The sequence below is a fragment of the Dechloromonas sp. ARDL1 genome, assembly GCF_051122455.1.
Lineage (GTDB): Bacteria > Pseudomonadota > Gammaproteobacteria > Burkholderiales > Rhodocyclaceae > Azonexus.
On sequence record NZ_CP168939.1, the window covers coordinates 1,449,458 to 1,466,178 of the forward strand.

At 62.5% G+C, this 16,721-nt stretch carries 17 protein-coding genes; 4 read left to right on the top strand and 13 right to left on the bottom strand.

Features of this window, described 5'->3' with window-relative positions; all coding sequences use genetic code 11:
- Positions 1-13: 13 nt before the first annotated feature.
- From radA to AB6Q56_RS07130, 3 genes are read right to left on the bottom strand one after another with little or no spacing between them, the layout of a single operon-like run.
- Positions 14-1,375: a DNA repair protein RadA gene (gene radA / locus AB6Q56_RS07120; RefSeq protein WP_434516380.1), complete on the bottom strand. Its 1,362-nt coding sequence runs from the start codon at positions 1,373-1,375 to the stop codon at positions 14-16.
- On the bottom strand, positions 1,376-2,485 hold the full coding sequence (gene alr, locus AB6Q56_RS07125) for an alanine racemase (protein WP_434516381.1): 1,110 nt from the start codon (positions 2,483-2,485) through the stop codon (positions 1,376-1,378).
- Positions 2,482-3,384, bottom strand: coding sequence for a LysR family transcriptional regulator (locus tag AB6Q56_RS07130; RefSeq protein ID WP_434516382.1), 903 nt, complete (start codon positions 3,382-3,384; stop codon positions 2,482-2,484). The genes alr and AB6Q56_RS07130 overlap by 4 nt, the downstream gene beginning before the upstream one ends.
- A 260-nt stretch (positions 3,385-3,644) precedes the next feature.
- Between AB6Q56_RS07130 and lplT the strand changes: the two genes are divergently transcribed.
- On the top strand, positions 3,645-4,910 hold the full coding sequence (gene lplT, locus AB6Q56_RS07135) for a lysophospholipid transporter LplT (RefSeq protein ID WP_434517140.1): 1,266 nt from the start codon (positions 3,645-3,647) through the stop codon (positions 4,908-4,910).
- 37 nt (positions 4,911-4,947) lie between these two features.
- Here the strand turns inward: lplT and AB6Q56_RS07140 are convergent, their stop codons facing one another.
- The 4 genes from AB6Q56_RS07140 to AB6Q56_RS07155 are packed head-to-tail and all read right to left on the bottom strand — an operon-like array spanning position 4,948 to position 7,233.
- Positions 4,948-5,742, bottom strand: a complete 795-nt coding sequence (locus AB6Q56_RS07140; protein WP_434516383.1) for a uracil-DNA glycosylase — start codon at positions 5,740-5,742, stop codon at positions 4,948-4,950.
- Entirely contained in the window at positions 5,739-6,167 is a 429-nt protein-coding gene (gene rimI, locus AB6Q56_RS07145) for a ribosomal protein S18-alanine N-acetyltransferase (RefSeq protein WP_434516384.1), read from the bottom strand. Before rimI ends, AB6Q56_RS07140 begins: the two co-directional genes overlap by 4 nt.
- Positions 6,168-6,199: 32 nt before the next feature.
- A complete protein-coding gene (gene tsaB / locus AB6Q56_RS07150; protein WP_434516385.1) occupies positions 6,200-6,889 on the bottom strand; it encodes a tRNA (adenosine(37)-N6)-threonylcarbamoyltransferase complex dimerization subunit type 1 TsaB in 690 nt (229 codons plus the stop codon).
- 38 nt (positions 6,890-6,927) lie between these two features.
- Complete coding sequence (locus AB6Q56_RS07155) at positions 6,928-7,233, bottom strand: hypothetical protein (protein ID WP_434516386.1); 306 nt, start codon at positions 7,231-7,233, stop codon at positions 6,928-6,930.
- A 162-nt stretch (positions 7,234-7,395) separates the two neighbouring features.
- Between AB6Q56_RS07155 and ompR the strand changes: the two genes are divergently transcribed.
- Both ompR and AB6Q56_RS07165 read left to right on the top strand, forming a co-directional pair.
- Entirely contained in the window at positions 7,396-8,121 is a 726-nt protein-coding gene (ompR, locus tag AB6Q56_RS07160) for an osmolarity response regulator transcription factor OmpR (RefSeq protein WP_434516387.1), read from the top strand.
- A gap of 4 nt (positions 8,122-8,125) precedes the next feature.
- Complete coding sequence (locus AB6Q56_RS07165; protein ID WP_434516388.1) at positions 8,126-9,427, top strand: ATP-binding protein; 1,302 nt, start codon at positions 8,126-8,128, stop codon at positions 9,425-9,427.
- Here AB6Q56_RS07165 and AB6Q56_RS07170 read toward each other — a convergent pair.
- From AB6Q56_RS07170 to ispD, 6 genes are all read right to left on the bottom strand, one after another.
- Entirely contained in the window at positions 9,417-10,259 is an 843-nt protein-coding gene (locus tag AB6Q56_RS07170; RefSeq protein ID WP_434516389.1) for an HDOD domain-containing protein, read from the bottom strand. The genes AB6Q56_RS07165 and AB6Q56_RS07170 overlap by 11 nt on opposite strands.
- Positions 10,256-10,570 carry a hypothetical protein gene (locus AB6Q56_RS07175; RefSeq protein WP_434516390.1) on the bottom strand — a complete coding sequence of 105 codons (315 nt, stop codon included), beginning with the start codon at positions 10,568-10,570 and terminating at the stop codon, positions 10,256-10,258. Before AB6Q56_RS07175 ends, AB6Q56_RS07170 begins: the two co-directional genes overlap by 4 nt.
- A complete protein-coding gene (locus AB6Q56_RS07180; RefSeq protein WP_434516391.1) occupies positions 10,567-13,485 on the bottom strand; it encodes an EAL domain-containing protein in 2,919 nt (972 codons plus the stop codon). The genes AB6Q56_RS07175 and AB6Q56_RS07180 overlap by 4 nt, the downstream gene beginning before the upstream one ends.
- 198 nt (positions 13,486-13,683) lie before the next feature.
- On the bottom strand, positions 13,684-14,265 hold the full coding sequence (thpR, locus tag AB6Q56_RS07185; RefSeq protein WP_434516392.1) for an RNA 2',3'-cyclic phosphodiesterase: 582 nt from the start codon (positions 14,263-14,265) through the stop codon (positions 13,684-13,686).
- Positions 14,255-14,737 carry a 2-C-methyl-D-erythritol 2,4-cyclodiphosphate synthase gene (ispF, locus tag AB6Q56_RS07190; RefSeq protein WP_434516393.1) on the bottom strand — a complete coding sequence of 161 codons (483 nt, stop codon included), beginning with the start codon at positions 14,735-14,737 and terminating at the stop codon, positions 14,255-14,257. The genes thpR and ispF overlap by 11 nt, the downstream gene beginning before the upstream one ends.
- Positions 14,734-15,420 carry a 2-C-methyl-D-erythritol 4-phosphate cytidylyltransferase gene (ispD, locus tag AB6Q56_RS07195; RefSeq protein ID WP_434516394.1) on the bottom strand — a complete coding sequence of 229 codons (687 nt, stop codon included), beginning with the start codon at positions 15,418-15,420 and terminating at the stop codon, positions 14,734-14,736. The genes ispF and ispD overlap by 4 nt, the downstream gene beginning before the upstream one ends.
- Positions 15,421-15,461: 41 nt before the next feature.
- On the opposite strand from ispD, the gene AB6Q56_RS07200 reads away from it, so the two are divergent.
- Positions 15,462-16,718, top strand: coding sequence for an MgtC/SapB family protein (locus AB6Q56_RS07200; RefSeq protein WP_434516395.1), 1,257 nt, complete (start codon positions 15,462-15,464; stop codon positions 16,716-16,718).
- Positions 16,719-16,721: the final 3 nt, after the last annotated feature.

Consider the following 16,721-nt stretch of genomic DNA (forward strand, 5'->3'; position numbering starts at 1 on the left):
TTATCCCGAAAGCTTATTCCATCTCGCGTATTCGCGCCACCGCCTCTTCGACGCGCCGGACAGCGATGACCTCCATGCCGGCGATCGCCTGTTTCGGGCGATTGGCCTCCGGTATCAAGGCCCGAGTGAAGCCGAGCTTTGCCGCTTCCTTGAGACGCTCCTGGCCCCGGGGGGCTGGACGGATTTCACCGGCCAAGCCGACCTCGCCGAAAACGATGAGTTTCGAGGGCAGAGGCTTGTTCTTGAGCGACGACGCAATCGACAGCAGTACGGCGAGGTCGGCCGCCGGCTCGGTGATCTTGACGCCGCCCACAGCATTGACGAATACGTCCTGATCAAAACAGACGATACCGGCATGACGATGCAGGACGGCCAGTAACATGGCAAGACGCTGCGCCTCCAGCCCGACGGTCAGGCGACGCGGATTGCCGTGCGCGGTGTCGACCAGGGCCTGGATCTCGACCAACAGCGGCCGCGTGCCTTCCTGGGTGACCATCACACAGGAACCCGGCACATCCTGCGCGTGTTGCGAGAGGAACAACGCCGATGGATTGCTGACGCCCTTCAAACCGCTCTCTGTCATGGCGAAGACGCCTAACTCGTTCACCGCCCCGAAGCGGTTCTTGAAGGCGCGTACCAGGCGAAAACTGGAATGGGTGTCGCCCTCGAAATAGAGCACGGTGTCGACGATGTGCTCAAGCACGCGCGGACCGGCCAGCGCCCCCTCCTTCGTCACGTGCCCGACCAGAATGACCGTGATGCCGACCTGCTTAGCCAGACGCGTCAATTGGGCAGCACACTCACGCACTTGGGCTACCGACCCCGGCGCGCTCGACAGTTGCTCCGACCACAGTGTCTGGATCGAGTCGATCACCGCCACCACCGGCTTTTCGGCCTGCAAGGCAGCCAGGATGCGTTCCAGATTAATCTCTGCCATCAAAGGCAGGCGCCGGGTATCGAGCCCCAGCCGGCGGGCTCTCAGCGCGACCTGCTCTCCAGACTCCTCGCCGCTGACATAGAGCACCTTTTGCTCCCCTGAAAGATGCGCCAGCGCCTGCAGAAGCAAGGTACTCTTGCCGATACCTGGGTCACCACCGATGAGCACGACGCCGCCAGCCACCAGGCCACCGCCCAGCGCCCGGTCGAACTCACCGATGCCGGTCGGAATACGCTCCGCCTCCCGCGCCTCGATATCGGACAGGTTCTGCAGCCTGGCAGCCGGGGCCAGGGACTCGAAGCGGCTGTTGCTCGGCGCTTTCTCGGCCACCGTCTCGACCAGCGTATTCCATTCGTTGCACCCCGGACACTGTCCCTGCCACTTGGGAATGGCTGCGCCACATTCGGTGCAGGTGTAAATCGCTTTCAGCTTTGCCATTCAGCGCCTTTCACTTGCCGTCGAATCGGCCAATACCACCGGAACCCTTGCGGCAAGTGCGCAGAACAGTTCGTAGGCAATGGTTCCCGCCGCCGCAGCGACTTCGTCTGCCGGAACCTCTCCGGCGATCCCATTCCCCCACAGCGTAACCGGGGCACCGATCCCCGCCTCCGGAATATCACTCAGGTCACAGGCCAGCATGTCCATCGATACCCGCCCGACGGTCGTTGTCCGCCTTCCCATCACGGCGATGGGCGTACCGCTCGGCGCATGGCGCGGGTAGCCGTCGGCGTAACCGCAGGCAACGATCCCGATGCGCATCGGACGCTCGGCTGTAAAGGTGCCGCCATAGCCGACCCGCTCGCCGGTGGCCAGCTCTTGCACGCCGATGATGGCGCTTTCCAGCGCCATCGCGGGCTGCAGGCCAAACGCCTCGGCACTCCGGTCGGCAAAGGGGCTGGCGCCGTAGAGCATGATGCCGGGACGTACCCAATCGCCATGCGTCTCCGGGTGCGCCAGGATAGCGGCCGAGTTGCCAAGACTGACCTTGCCCTTCCAATCGCCGGCCATATCGCGAAAACGGGCCAATTGCCAGGCAACGCCACGCTCGCCGTCGGCTTCTGCGAAATGGGTCATCAGCGTGATGTCGACCGGCAGCTCGCGCAAGATTTCAAGTGCTCGCGGCAGCGTGGCTGCAGTGAAACCGAGACGATTCATGCCGGTGTTCAGCTTCAGGTAAACCGCTACGGGCGCCGAAAACTGTCCGTTGCGGACCAACAACTCAAGTTGGTCGAGGCAATGGATAACGCAAGTCAAGCGGTGCTCGACCACCGAACGCACATCGCGCGCACTGAAAATCCCCTCGAGCATGAGGATAGGCTGCGTTATGCCGGCTTCGCGCAGCGCTACGGCATTTTCGCACTCAAGCAAGGCGAAGCCGTCGGCCTCGCCGCGCAGTGCTTCGACAGCTCGCCATTGCCCGTGGCCGTAGGCATTGGCCTTGATGACGGCCCAGGCTCGGGCGTGCGGTGCCTGTTGCCTGGCCAGTCGGTAGTTGTTGAGGATTGCGTCGGGTGTAATGCGTGCCCTGATCGGGCGGGAAGTCTTCATAAAGCCAGTTCTTTCAGCTTGCTCTTGGCAAATTCGATAAAGGTGGCGCTTAGGCGCGACTGGAAGCGGTCTTGCGGAAAGACCAGGTAAAGGCTGCGCGTCAGTGGCGGTGTCAGCGGTATCGCCACCAGTTCGCCCAGCTGCAATTCTTTCTCAACCACCGCCCGCGATACGATGGCGTAGCCGAGACCAGTGGATACCACCCCCTTCAGTGCCTCTGGGCTACCCAGTTCCATCTGCATCTTGAGGCTATCAGGAGCGATGCCATGGCCCCTGAAATAGGCATCGGTAATTTCCCGCGTACCGGACCCCGGCTCCCGCGAGATGAATTCGTACTCGGTCAGCGCCTTGGGGGTGACCGATGACATGTCGGCGAGGGGGTAATCCGGCGCGCAGATGACGCGCAATTCGTCCTCGCAGCAGATATGGCTGGTCAGTCCGGTCACTTTCGCCGGCGCTTCGATCAGTCCGATATCGATCGTATGCTCGGCGACGCGGTTCTCGATACTTTCCGAATTGGCAACGATGAGCCGTGCACGAACCTGCGGATACAAGGCATTGAATTCACCCAGTACGCGCGGCAGCATGAATTCGGCGATAGTCGTGCTGGCACCGACCAGCAGCGGGCCGCGCATCTCCCCGGTCATTTCGGACAGGCGTGTATCCATCTCGTCCGACAACGCCAGGATACGCTCGGCATACGACAGCACCAGTTCCCCGGCCGGGGTCAGCGAAATGCTGCCATGCCGACGTTCGAAGAGACGCGTGCTGTACTGCTCCTCCAGTTGCTTGATCTGGAAGGTGACAGCCGGTTGCGTCATGAACAAGGCGTCGGCTGCCCGCGTAAAACTCAGGTGTTTGGCTACGGCATGAAAAACCTGCAAACGCCGATCCGCCATATTGATTCTCCCGAAGAGTGTGCGGACGCTATTTCATCACATTCCAAAGAGGTTCCGGGCGACCGGATAGCTTCCTAAAGAAAATATTGATGATTGAAAAAATGCCGGCGCGTCATCAGTACGTCATCGCCACGACACAGACTGCGTGTTTTTTCCGGCGCGACAAGGACATGCACAAGACCCAAAAACGCGCAAGCCTTGCGCCCAATCCTGAGCGTGGTATAAACCTCGCCCAAAGTTATATAAGAGACAAGACTTTCGTGCCATTCGGCTTCTATATCATCATGGCAGCGCAGTTTTTTTCAGCGCTGGCCGACAACGCCCTGCTCATCGCCGCCATCGCCGCCCTGCGCGAGATGCAGGCGCCAGCCGAATACGAGCCGCTGCTCAAGACATTCTTTACGGTTTCTTATGTGGTCCTGGCGGCCTTCGTCGGCGCCTTTGCCGATTCGATGCCAAAGGGGCGCGTCATGTTCATTAGCAACACGATCAAGATCGTCGGTTGCAGCATGATGTTTTTCGGCGCCCATCCGCTGGTTGCCTATGCCATTGTCGGCCTCGGGGCTGCCTGCTATTCGCCAGCCAAATACGGGATTCTTACCGAATACCTGCCGCATCGCCTGCTCGTCGTCGCCAACGGCTGGATCGAGGGCCTGACCGTCGGCGCCATCATCCTGGGCGTCCTCATCGGCGGCATGCTGATTCGTCCGGACATCGCCCAGCACTTGCTTTCCTTTGACTTTCCGATCCTCGACACCGGTGTCGACACCGTCGGCGAAATGGCCTTGTCGGTCATTGCGCTGCTTTACCTACTTGCCGCGCTGTTCAATCTCTATGTCCCGAACACGGGTGTCGACCACAAGCAGCTCAAGAAGAACCCCTGGTTCCTGATCCATGAGTTCAACCACTGCCTTGCGCTGCTCTGGCGCGACAAGCTCGGTCAAATCTCCCTGGCGGTTACCACCTTGTTCTGGGGAGCCGGCGCCACGCTACAGTTCATCGTGATCAAATGGGCCGAGGTCGCGCTCAATCTGGGGCTGTCCAAGGCATCGATGCTGCAAGGTGTAGTAGCTGTCGGCGTCGCGGCCGGCGCGATCATCGCCGCCAAGTACATCACCTTGCGCAAGTCGGTCCGTGTCATTCCTCTCGGTATCGCCATGGGCCTGATCGTACTGATCATGAATTTCGTCGACAGCATCTGGCTGGCCGTACCCTTGCTCATCCTCATCGGCGGCCTGTCGGGATTCTTCGTGGTGCCGATGAATGCCCTGCTCCAGCATCGCGGACACATCCTGATGGGTGCAGGACACTCGATCGCCGTGCAGAACTTCAATGAAAACATTTCCATCCTGGTCATGACCGGACTGTATTACCTGATGATCAAGATGGATGTGTCGATCTACTGGGTCGTTACCCTGTTCGGGCTTTGCGTCAGCGGCCTGATGTACATGATCCGCCAACGCCACATCGCCAACCAGGCGATCCAGGACGACGTCCGGCACCTGGACGACACGACGCACCACTAACCAGCCCTGTCGCATGCCAGGGCGTGCGGCTGGCTTACTAAAAAGGTAGTTCCGGTGTCGTCTGCTCGCGCAAGGTACGGCGCGCGAAGAGCAGATCCTCCCAGGCCTTGGCCTTGTCGGGAAGATTGCGCAGCAGGTAGGCGGGGTGGTAAGTCACCACCACCGGAATGCCGGCATGATCGAAACGCCTGCCGCGCAAGCTAGCCAGCGATTTGTCATCGTGCAGAACGGCATGCACGGCCGCCTTGCCCAGCAAAACGATGATTTTTGGCTTGAGCAGCGCAATCTGGCGCTCCAGATAAGGCCAGCAAGCTGCCATTTCGGCCGGCTCCGGCGTCCGGTTGCCGGGCGGGCGGCATTTGACAGCGTTGGCGATGTAAACACGATTGCCCCGGGCGATGTCGAGCGCTGCCAACATACTATCCAGTAGCTTTCCGGCCTGTCCGACAAACGGTTCGCCCTTGGCGTCCTCGTCGGCACCTGGCCCTTCACCGATGAACAGGTAGTCCGGACTGGTATCCCCAACACCGAGCACGGCCTGCTTGCGCTGTTCACACAACGAACAGGCACGGCACCCAGCAACCTGTCGGGCAAGCGCCGGCCAGTCGAGCGCGCCAACATCCAGCGTGGCCGGCGAGGACGGTTCGCTCTTTTGATAGACATGCTGAACGGGGAGCGGAGCCGCTTCGGCAACCGCTGCCGCCGATGGCACAGGTTGCGCTGCCTCCTGGATCTGATGCGCCACGTCAAATTCGACTGCCGGCGCATCGCGCAATACCCAGATCGGCGAAATCCCCATCTCGACTAGCATCTGTTCCCGGTTCAAGCTCATGCCGCCAGTTCCTTGTCAAAAATCAGCGCATCCTCGCGACCAACTATGGCCGGATAATAGCCCTTGCGCGTGCCGATCTGGCGAAATCCGAAATGCCGGTACAACGCGACGGCCCGATCGTTGGAAGGCCTGACCTCGAGAAAGAGCTTGCTCGCCCCGCCCAGGCGTGCACACTCCATGGCATGGCGCAGCAGCCGCGCCCCGTAGCCCTGACCGTGATAGCGCTTGCAAACGCCTATATTGAGCAGATGTGCTTCATCGATCACCGACATGACAACCGAAAAGCCGATCAGGTCGCCACCCAATCGCAGCACCCAGACGCTGTAACCGCTAGCCAGGGAATCGGCGAAATTGCCGTGCGACCAGGGAAAAACCTGCAGCGTGGCCTCCAGTGCCGCCACCGCAGCCAGGTCGCGTTCGTTCATCGGAAAGAATTCCGCCAAAATCCCCAGGCCGTTCACGCCTTTCCGCCTTCCCGCATGCGCTCGGCCACCGTTTTCGCCACCTTGTCGCGAACGTACAGCGGAGCCGCTTCGGCAGCATCAATCCCCTCGCCGCGCGCGGCCTTTCCGGCGGCAATGGCAGCCACCGTAGCCGCCGTCGGCAAGCTGCCCGGCTCGATGGCAAGGCCGGCCTTGCGGACGCGATCGAGCAGCTCCGGATAGGCCATCAGTCCATTACCGCAGGCCAGCCAGCCGGAATCGGCTGGCAGCACGATGTCGGCGGGAGCCGAAACACGAATCTCCCCACGCAGGGCGTGGCCCGCCTCCTCTCGCTCGTAGCAAGCGGAATACACCTCGCCCATGCGCGCATCAAGCAGCGCCAGGACACGGTCGGCACCGGCGCTAGCCGCCAGCGTCTCGAGGCTGGTTACCGGAATCAGCGACAAGCCGGCGACGACCGCCAGCCCCTGTGCGGCGCCGCAAGCCACGCGCAAGCCGGTGAAAGCCCCCGGACCGACGCCGAAAGCAATCGCATTGAGATCACCGATCCGGACACCGGACTCCGCCAGCAAATCGCGGACGAGCGGCAACAAGGTTTCGGAATGCGGCCGCTTTTCCGGACAACGGCGTTCGGTAATCGCACCATCGCGCCACAGCGCGCAGGAACCGAGTTCGGTGGAAGTTTCAAGGGCAAGGATCAACATGGATCGGCATTTTACCGGAGCCTCGCCGCTTCAGCGATTCAGTCGCGCCGCCAGCCCCGCCCACCACCACCGCCACGGAAGTCATGAGGTTCCTGAAGGCCACGTTGCTCGCGCATATCGTCGCGTAGACGCCGCCGGTCCTCCGGCGGGATGTCGCGCCAGCGCGGCGATGGTTCGTCGCGGCGAACCTCCCGTTCCTGCTGCCAGTGCTCGCGCATCTGCTGGCGCATCTGCCGTCTTTCATCCGGCGGCAGATCGCGCCAATACCCCTGCTGCGCCCACGCGCCGCCAACCGGGCCGAGCAGACCCAGAAGGAGTACGGAACAGGCGAGAAGACGTTTCATGACAGGAATTGTAGCGGCCGGATGACGGGACGGCACCATTGTCCCTCCGCAGACGCACGGCAAGTCGGCCCAGATGTAAGAATATGTTTCCCGGCCAAGCGCTGCAAAAGCTTGTTACCATTTGATGCGCTTCATTCATCGTCAGCCCTTATCCTTGCCAGCATGAGCGAACAACACCACCACATTCTCGTCGTCGATGACGATGTCCGGCTGCGCGATCTCTTGACGCGCTACCTGGGCGAACAGGGTTTCGAGGTCAAGGCTGCCGCCGACGGGCAGCAGATGGACAAACTGCGTGCCAGGGAACATTTCCACCTCATCGTGCTTGATCTGATGATGCCAAGCGAGGATGGGCTGTCGATCTGCCGTCGCCTGCGCGGCCAGGGCGACCAGACGCCGATCATCATGCTGACCGCCAAGGGCGACGAGGTCGACCGCATCGTCGGGCTCGAAATGGGTGCCGATGACTACCTGCCCAAACCCTTCAACCCGCGCGAACTGCTCGCCCGCATCCATGCCGTCATGCGGCGCCAGGGCAACAGGCCTCCCGGCGCCCCCGAAGGCGAGGCGGAAACCATACGCTTCAGCAACATCGAGGTTGATCTCGCCGCACGTACCTTCAAGCGCGGCGATGAATTGCAGCCGCTGACCACGGGCGAATTCGCGGTACTCAAGGTGCTGCTCCAGCACCCGCGCCAGCCGCTGTCGCGCGACAAGCTGATGACGCTGGCCCGTGGCCGCGAACAAGGGCCCTTCGACCGTGCCATCGACGTCCAGGTTTCCCGCCTGCGCAAACTGATCGAAACCGATCCAGCGCAACCGCGCTACCTGCAGACCGTCTGGGGCTTCGGCTACGTCTTCGTGCCGGACGGCACCCCTCGGGATTGAGTCGATGCCCCGTACGCTGCTGGCGCGTACCTTTCTGTTGCTCGCCATCCTGGTCCTGCTCACGACGGCAGCCTGGCTCAGCCTGTTCCGCTACATGGATGCCGAGCCACGTGCCCGCGAAACCGCCCAGTTGGCGGCTTCCGCTGTCAACCTGATCCGGGCATCACTATTCGCCGCCGCCCCCGAGCGCCGCTTTGGCCTGTTTGCCGAGTTTTCCAGCCGCGAAGGCATCCGCCTCCTGCCAGCCGAACCCAGCGATCAGATTGAGGCCATGCCCGATTCACGCTTTTTCACCCTGCTGCAAAAAGAGATCCATCGCCGTCTGGGCGACCACACCCGGATCGCAGCCAGCGTCGATGGCGTTCCAGGCTTCTGGGTCAGCTTCCGGCTGGACGATGCCGACGAAGAAGAGTATTGGCTGGTCCTGCCACGCGAGCGGGCAGCCCGCAGATTCGCGCAGCATTGGCTGACCTGGGGGCTGCTCGCCGTAGCCCTTGCGCTCGGCGTCGCCTGGCTCATCGCATCCCGTATCAGCAGGCCGCTCAAGGCGATGGCCAGATCTGCCGAAACGGTCGGCCGAGGCCAAATACCTGAACCGCTGCCCGAAGATGGCGCCGATGAACTGAAGCGCCTCGCCGCCGCCTTCAATACCATGGCCGCCGATCTACAGCGCAATGAGCGCGAGCGCTCCGAAGTGCTCGCCGGCATCTCGCACGACTTGCGCACCCCGCTGACCCGCCTGCGGCTCGAGGCCGAGCTCAGCGTATCGGACGAAAATGCCCGCCAGGGCGTGGTATCGGACATCGAGCAGATGGAAGGCGTGATTTCCCAGTTCATGGATTACGCCCGCGCCGAATCCGGGGAGCCCCCGGCACTCACCGACCTGCCGGCGCTACTGGCGTCCGTTGCCGCCCGCCAGAGTCATGTCGGCCGGGATATTCGTACCGACCTGCCGGTGCTGGAGGAAGTCAAGCTGCGCCCCAAGGCAGTCGCCCGCGCTGTCACCAACCTGCTCGACAACGCGGCCAAATATGCCGGCGGCGAGATCAGCCTCCATCTATCAGCCGATACGCAAGACATTCATATCGAAGTCGCCGACCACGGCCCCGGCGTGCCGGCCAGCGAAGTCGACCGCCTGAAACGCCCCTTCACCCGACTGGAAGCAGCGCGCAGCAACGCAACCGGCACCGGGCTCGGCCTTGCCATCGTCGAGCGCGTTGCCCGACTGCACGATGGACACCTGGCACTCCTGCCCAACCCGGGCGGCGGCCTGCTCGCCCGCCTGTCGCTGCCGATCAGGCGCTGAAAGCCTGGCTGGCCTCTTCCAGGCCATCAACCACACGCGGCAGGATACTGGCCAGCTTGACCCGGTCCAGGCCGAGCCTTTGCCACGCCGTAGGATCGACCGGCATCACCAGGTCGCAGTCGTCTCCCGCCAGCCCCAGGCCGTGTGCGACGGCATCCGCAACATGAATCAGATCGGCCAGTGAATCTGCCGAGGCCGCGGACGGTGCATGATGTTCGACAATGGCCGAACGCAAGGAGGCGGGGAAATTCCAGGCATCGGCCAACAATCCGCCAACAATGGCGTGATCCGTGCCGAGAATGTCGCGCTCGGCCACGGCGAGGGGGCAATCGTGCTCCCTGCGATAGGCCAGCACCAGGGCGTAAGCCGCCCCGAAAATACTGGCCAGAACCAATTGCCCGATGTCGTGCAAGACTCCGCCGGCGAAGGCCTGATCGGGATTGCGGCCGGTCGTTTCGGCGATAGCCCGTGCCGCCAGCCCGACCCCGACGCAGTGCCGCGTATAGGCACGGGGCTCGAAACCGGGACAATCCTGTTTATCGAAAACACCGTTCACACTCAGCGTCAGCAACATGCTGCGCACGGCCCGGAAGCCAAGAACGACGACGGCTTCGTTGATCGTCGCAACGCGACATTGCAGCCCATAGAAGGATGAATTGGCTACTCGCAGCAAACGTGCCGTCAGCGATTGGTCGCGGGCAACCAACAGGCATATCCGGCCGATATCCGCCTCGTCGTTGCCGAATGATGCCAAGACTTCATTGATCACCGCGGGCAGCGCCGGCAATTGCCGGAGCTGCAAGACAATTTCATCGTGGGTGAGCAGGTTCACGCTCCGCGCTCCATCCGAAAGGCACATATCGCCTCCCGCAACGCCACTGTCCCAGCCCCGTCGCCCGCCTGGCGGAAGAAAACCGCGACCGACCGGGCAATCCGGGCATGCCTGATTTCGCGCTCGGCCGGATCCTCCTCGACTGCCTGGTCCACGCACAATGCCGCGACACCCCGACGCAAAAGGCTGTGAATCAGGGACTCGGTCAATACCGCACCATCCGGCACCAGCACCCGCCCTGCATCGTCCAGCACCGCTTCGCTCAGTGACATGCCGGGAAGCGCGGTTTCTGTGGAAATCCTGCTCTTCATGTTCTGTTTCCGATCTCGGTCAACAGAAAGAGGCGGCCCTCTGCCTGAGATGCCATCCCAATGCGCTGGGAAGTACAACAATAATCGATGCCGTCAATCGACACACGCCCCCCCGCGAGATCCTCGCTCAATTCAGGAAGAACGCCTGACAACGCAACGCCCGGAGCTATGCCGCGCTCAGCAAAACGGTGAATTGCTGCCTCGTTGAGCAATGCCACCCAACCATCGACATCGACCCCGATCACCGGAGTCGGCAGTGCTGTCAGCACCTCCTGCAATACCCGATATCCCTGTCGCTCCTGTGCCTGGAGTGCCATGTTTTCGTCGGACAGTCGGCGGCGATCCTCTTCGGCCTGTACCAATTGGCGCTCCACCACTTCGACCTCGTGCGACAGGCGGCTATATTCCTCCGAAATATGCCGGCGGGTCAGTGCTTCATCAACGATCCGCTGAAAAGCATCCGGCTCGACTGGCAGATGGATGAGGCGGTGTACCAAACCGGAGCCGCTCAGTTCGGCAACCGACTTGCGGCTCCATTGCCGGCTGTCGGCGAGCAGTATCCGCTCGCAGCGCGGCTGCAATTCGCCGGCCAGACGAATCAGTGCCGCCGAATCGAAACCCTTGCGGGGCGCACCGCACACCAGCACATCGACCAGATTTCCGGACAACCACTGCGTCGCACCGGCTACGTCCGGGACGGCGCAGACGCGGTGCCCTTCGCTACCCAGCCATGAAATGACTTCATCGAACCCGGTAACCGCGACGAATAGCGCCATCGGCTTGCGGCTACCGGTGTTGAGGTGATTGCTCGGCAACCGCTGGTCGGCCAGCAACACGCTGGTCATTTGATCGGCCGGCAAGGGGCGGGAGAAAAAGTAGCCCTGGATCACGTCGCACTGGTGCGATATCAGCAAGGCCAGTTGTTCGGGTGTTTCCACCCCCTCCGCGACCACCTTGAGCTTGAGGTGGTGGGCCATGGTGATCACCGCCCGGGTGATCGAAGCGTCGTCCGAATCGGCGGCGATATCCTGGACGAAAGAGCGATCCACCTTGACCGCATCGAGCGGAAAACGCTTCAGGTAGGCAAGACTGGAATAGCCAGTACCGAAATCGTCCAGCGAAATGGTGACGCCCATCTTCTTCAATGCCGACAGCGTGCGAATGGCTGTTTCGGCATTGTGCATCAGCATGCTCTCGGTGATTTCCAGATCGAGGCAGGACGGCGGCAGCCCTGTCTCCTCCAGCGTCGTCGCCACGTCGGCCAGCAGCGTTTCCGACTGCAACTGGCGAGCCGAGAGATTCACCGAAACGCTGGGCATGTTCAGCCCTGCCCGCTGCCATTCGACGGCATGCCGGCAGGCTTCTTCCAGTACCCAGCGGCCGACCTGAACGATGAGTCCGGTCTCTTCGAGCAAGGGAATGAACTGGTCCGGCGACACGATACCGCGACGTGGATGCTTCCAGCGCAACAAGGCCTCGACCCCCGTCATGCGCCCATCGGCACAGCTCACCTTCGGCTGGAAATAGAGGACGAACTCTTCGCATAGCGTGGCGTTGCGCAGGTCGATTTCGAGGAACATGCGTTCGCGCATGTGATCCTGCATGCCCGAGGAATACGTCTGGTAGCTGTTGCGCCCCTGCTGTTTCGCCTGCGCTCCGGCCAGTTGGGCATTGCTCAGCAATTCATGAACCTCTTGGCCATCCTGCGGGTAGAAGCCGATGCCGATGCTCGCCGTCGCGAACACGTCCTGCCCGGCAACCCGGACCGGCATGATCAGCGTTTCGATAATGCGCCGGGCGACAATGCCGGCCTGCTGACTATCGGCCAGTTCGGGCAGCAGAATCCCGAACACGTCGCCCCCCAGGCGGCACAGGTAATCCGATTCGCGCAGCGAGCCCGACAGCCGCCCCGCCATCTGCCGCAGCAGCTCGTTGCCGGCGGCATACCCCAGGGCCTGGTTCACTTCGTGAAAGCGGTCAACATCCACCACCATCACGCTCAGCGGCAAGCCGCTACGCCGGGACAAGGCGATCATGCGCTGCACCTGGTCGTAGAACATCCACTGGTTGGGTAGCGCGGTTAGTGCATCGAAATGCGTGTAATAGGATAAGTTCAGTTTGGAAGCAAGTTGGCCGGTAATATCCGTCGCCACCCCGCCGACGCTCAGTACTTTCCCTCCCTCGCTGCGCACCGGAAAATTGCGGGCATGCAGCCAGCGCAGCCCGTCACCCGGCCGCAGCACACGGAACCGGATATCCAGCCCACCCTCGCGATGGGCCTGCATGGCATCGGCAACGCGCTCGCGATCCGCCTCGTGGACATAGGTCAAGCAGTCCCGGTAATCTGCGTATAGCGCGTCGACATGCTGGCCCCAGATGTGTTCGTAGCCGGCACTGATGAAGGTGATCGCCCGGGTCTCGGCATCCGCCAGCCAATAGCACTCGGGAAGATTGCTGGAAAGTTGCTGGAAGCGGGCAATTCCCTCGCTTGCAGGGAGGGAATCGATCGTCCCGGCCACATCCTCCTGCCCGGCCCGCGACAGACTGCTCTTTGCGCATTCGCGTTCGATCACCGCCAACAGCCGCGACGGATTGCTCTTGAAAACGAAGTCGCACGCGCCGTTCTCCAGCAACTCGAAGGGAAAATCCATGGCGCCGCGCTCGATGCTAAGAATGACGGGCACCGCCGGCGCCTGTTTACGAAACAGCGCCATGGCATCGAGCGCCGGCAACTCCGGCAGGGTGCACGACAACACGAAAGCATCCCACTGCTCGGCTTGCAACCTGGAAGCAAGGATTTCCGGATCGGCAACGAGACATCCTTCGATGACCGTCGTGCCACCCTGGATTGCATCCAGCAAACGCTGTCCGTCCCTGCTTGCCGATTCGACAATCAGGACACGCAACGCAGCCACGGTTTCCGAACGCCCGACAACCCCCAAAAAGCTCCCCCTTGTTTGGTCGGAATCCTCGACGACTCCGAACCCGCACATAGCATTTATTGTCAGCCAGCCTACCAGCCTACCAGCCTATTACCGACATTCGGCGGAGAAACTTTAGCCTTTCGGCAGGGTTCGTGTCGAGTTTTTCGGAGGAAGCCTGGCGCCCCCCTTTCAAGCCAGGGTGAACGTTCGAAGAAGCGTGTAATTCGGCCCGGCCGAACTCAACTCCGACCTAAGCAAGGCAAAGCTCGAACAAGGCCAATCGAGCGGCCACGTCGGATCGCCGCCAAGCCCCGTCAAATCAGGATTTTCCAACGACACGTGACGCACCAGCGTGATATGCGGGGTAAATTCGCCTCCCTTCAAGTCGCCCCGAAACCCCGATTCGGCAAGCGCCGCCAGCAGTTGCTTGTGCAAATCCCGCAAGCACCGTGGCACCTCGGAAGGTCCGGCCCATAGCAAGCGCTTGTGCCGCCAGTAGTCCAAGCGGTCGATCCGCAACGAAAAAAGGGCACCACGAACCCTGTCGCCCACGGCTTGGAGCCTGGGCAGCTCAGCGACTGGAATGTCGCCCAGAAAAGCCAATGTCAGGTGTATCGTGTCGCCGCGCGTGGGACGCCCCCCTTGTCGCTCCGCAGTGCGCCGTGCCACTTCGGCAAGCGCCGTTGCAACGGTCTCGGGTGGGTGCAACGCGAAAAAGACCCTGGCCGTTACCGGCCGCTCCTGGTTTTTCCCGGGTGGTTCAGCCGACACGCTCGACCAGGACGACCGCCTGGGCTTCGATCGCTTCCTCCCGCCCGAGATAACCCAGGCGTTCGTTGGTCTTGCCCTTGATATTCACCGCATCGGGCGGAATGCCCAGGTCGGCGGCGACATTGGCCACCATGGCCGGAGCGTGCGGCGCCAGCTTGGGTTGTTGGGCGATGATCGTCGCATCGACGTTCACCGGCCGCCATCCTTTAGCGGCCAGCAAAGCCACCGCGCCGCGCAGCAGCACGCGGCTGTCGGCCCCCTTGTAGCGCGGATCGGTGTCGGGGAAGTGACGTCCGATGTCGCCCAGCGCCACCGCGCCGAGCAAGGCATCGGTAATGGCGTGCAGCAGCGCATCGGCATCGGAATGACCGAGCAGCCCGGTGACATGCGGAATCTCGACGCCGCCGAGAATCAGCTTGCGGCCGGCAACCAGTTGATGGACATCGTAGCCCTGCCCGATGCGGAAATTCATTTACGTGCCCTCAGAATCATGGCGGCCAAGGCAAGATCGGCCGGATAGGTGACTTTCAGGTTGGTGGTGTCGCCGCGCACCAGTTTCGGCTTGAGACCCAATGCTTCGATGGCGCCTGCCTCGTCGGTCACCGCGCGGCACTTCGCCAGCGCCTCGCCCAGCAAGCCGTAGCGGAACATCTGCGGCGTCTGCGCTTGCCACAAGCCATCCCGCGGCTCGGTCGCCGCCACGCGCTGCTCCGCATCCGCACGTTTCACGGTATCGGCGACCGGCACGGCGAGGATGCCGCCCACAGGATCGCTGGCCAGGTCGGCAAACAAGGTATCGAGCATGGATGCCGACAGACAGGGGCGCGCTGCATCATGCACCAGAACCCAGTCGTCGTCGGCGGCGACCATGGCCGCCGCCTGCAGCCCGTTGGCCACGCTTTCGGCACGCGTCGCCCCGCCGCAGCGCACCGTTTCCAGCTTGGCCCCCAGTTCGGACCAGTCGTAGCGCGGCCACCAGGGGTCATCCGGCGCGAGGACGACCCACACCCGCTCGATATCCGGGCAGGCCACCAGGGCCGACAGGGTGTGGAAGATAAGCGGGCGGCCGAGAAGGTCGAGGTATTGCTTGGGCTTCTCGGCACCAAAGCGGGAACCGCTGCCGGCAGCGGGAACGATTGCGTAATGGCGTGGCATGGCTTAATTTTACTGAAGAACACCCGAAAAAGAGGAATGGCATGAGTTTCGTCGTCCCCGAACTGGTCGAGCCAGTCAAGGCCTTCGCCACCGCACTAGGCATCGGCCTGCTCATCGGCATGGAACGCGAGCGCCGCCCCGACTCGGCGGCCGGCCTGCGCACCTTTTCGCTGGTGGCCATGCTCGGTTGCCTGTTCGCCTTGCTCGACGAGCGCTCCGGCAGCCACTGGCTGCTCGCGTTCGGGCTGCTGGTAGTGGCCGGCGCGATGATCGCCTCCAATTTTTCGTCGCAGCAGGAAGAGCAGTATCGCGGCTTCACGTCCGAAGCAGCGATCGTCATCACCTACGGCCTCGGCGCCGCCGTCTGGCTGGGCTACGCCGCACTGGCGGTCATGCTCGCCATCACCACCACCATCCTGCTCTACTTCAAGGCCGAGCTGAAACAGCTCAGCCAGCGCACGACGCCGAAGGACATCAATTCCATCCTCCAGTTCGCTGTCTTGTCGTTCGTCATCCTGCCCATCCTGCCGAGCGAGGATTTCGGCCCCTACAACGCCATCAACCCTCGCCAGATATGGTGGATGGTGGTACTGATTTCCGGCCTCGCGCTGGCCGGCTACCTCGCGCTGCGCATCATCGGCGCCCGCCATGGCGCCGCCGTGCTCGGCATCTTCGGTGGCCTGGCGTCGTCCACGGCAACGACCATGATGTTCTCGCGCCATGCCCGCGAACACGACGATCTCGTCCGCATGTCGTCCATCGTCATCCTGATCGCCAACGTCATGGTCATGATCCGTCTCTGGCTGGTGGCCGGCGTTGTCGCCCCTCATCTGGCCGGGCCGATTGCCGTGGTCTTTGCCTGCGGCATCGTGCCGGGCGTGGCGATGGCACTGTACGGCTGGAAGATTCTCAGCGCGGCAGACAACCTGCCGATGCCGGAAGTGAAGAATCCGACCGAACTGAAAACCGCCATTTCCTTCGGCCTGCTCTACGCCCTTGTTCTTCTGGCTTCCGCCTGGTTACAGGACAGGGCCGGCAACAGCGGTCTTTACATCGTCGCCCTGGTTTCCGGCCTAACCGATGCCGACGCCAGCGTGCTATCCACCCTGCGCATGTTCAACCTCGAAAAGATCGCCAGCGCCGAGGCCGTGATCGCCGTCGCGCTGGCACTGCTGGCCAACCTGGTTTTCAAGATCGGCCTGGTCGTCAGCATCGGGGGCGGCAAGCTGGCCCGCCACGCCTTGCCCGGCCTGCTCGCCATCGGGGGTGGCATGGCCGCCGGATTGCTGCTCGTCTGAGGA

Excerpts from the sequence above, each read along its gene's own strand:
- radA (WP_434516380.1), bottom strand. The coding sequence starts at position 1,375 with ATGGCAAAGCTGAAAGCGATTTACACCTGCACCGAATGTGGCGCAGCC.
- alr (WP_434516381.1), bottom strand. The coding sequence starts at position 2,485 with ATGAAGACTTCCCGCCCGATCAGGGCACGCATTACACCCGACGCAATC.
- AB6Q56_RS07130 (WP_434516382.1), bottom strand. The coding sequence starts at position 3,384 with ATGGCGGATCGGCGTTTGCAGGTTTTTCATGCCGTAGCCAAACACCTG.
- AB6Q56_RS07140 (WP_434516383.1), bottom strand. The coding sequence starts at position 5,742 with ATGAGCTTGAACCGGGAACAGATGCTAGTCGAGATGGGGATTTCGCCG.
- rimI (WP_434516384.1), bottom strand. The coding sequence starts at position 6,167 with ATGAACGAACGCGACCTGGCTGCGGTGGCGGCACTGGAGGCCACGCTG.
- tsaB (WP_434516385.1), bottom strand. The coding sequence starts at position 6,889 with ATGTTGATCCTTGCCCTTGAAACTTCCACCGAACTCGGTTCCTGCGCG.
- AB6Q56_RS07155 (WP_434516386.1), bottom strand. The coding sequence starts at position 7,233 with ATGAAACGTCTTCTCGCCTGTTCCGTACTCCTTCTGGGTCTGCTCGGC.
- ompR (WP_434516387.1), top strand. The coding sequence starts at position 7,396 with ATGAGCGAACAACACCACCACATTCTCGTCGTCGATGACGATGTCCGG.
- AB6Q56_RS07165 (WP_434516388.1), top strand. The coding sequence starts at position 8,126 with ATGCCCCGTACGCTGCTGGCGCGTACCTTTCTGTTGCTCGCCATCCTG.
- AB6Q56_RS07175 (WP_434516390.1), bottom strand. The coding sequence starts at position 10,570 with ATGAAGAGCAGGATTTCCACAGAAACCGCGCTTCCCGGCATGTCACTG.
- ispF (WP_434516393.1), bottom strand. The coding sequence starts at position 14,737 with ATGAATTTCCGCATCGGGCAGGGCTACGATGTCCATCAACTGGTTGCC.
- ispD (WP_434516394.1), bottom strand. The coding sequence starts at position 15,420 with ATGCCACGCCATTACGCAATCGTTCCCGCTGCCGGCAGCGGTTCCCGC.
- AB6Q56_RS07200 (WP_434516395.1), top strand. The coding sequence starts at position 15,462 with ATGAGTTTCGTCGTCCCCGAACTGGTCGAGCCAGTCAAGGCCTTCGCC.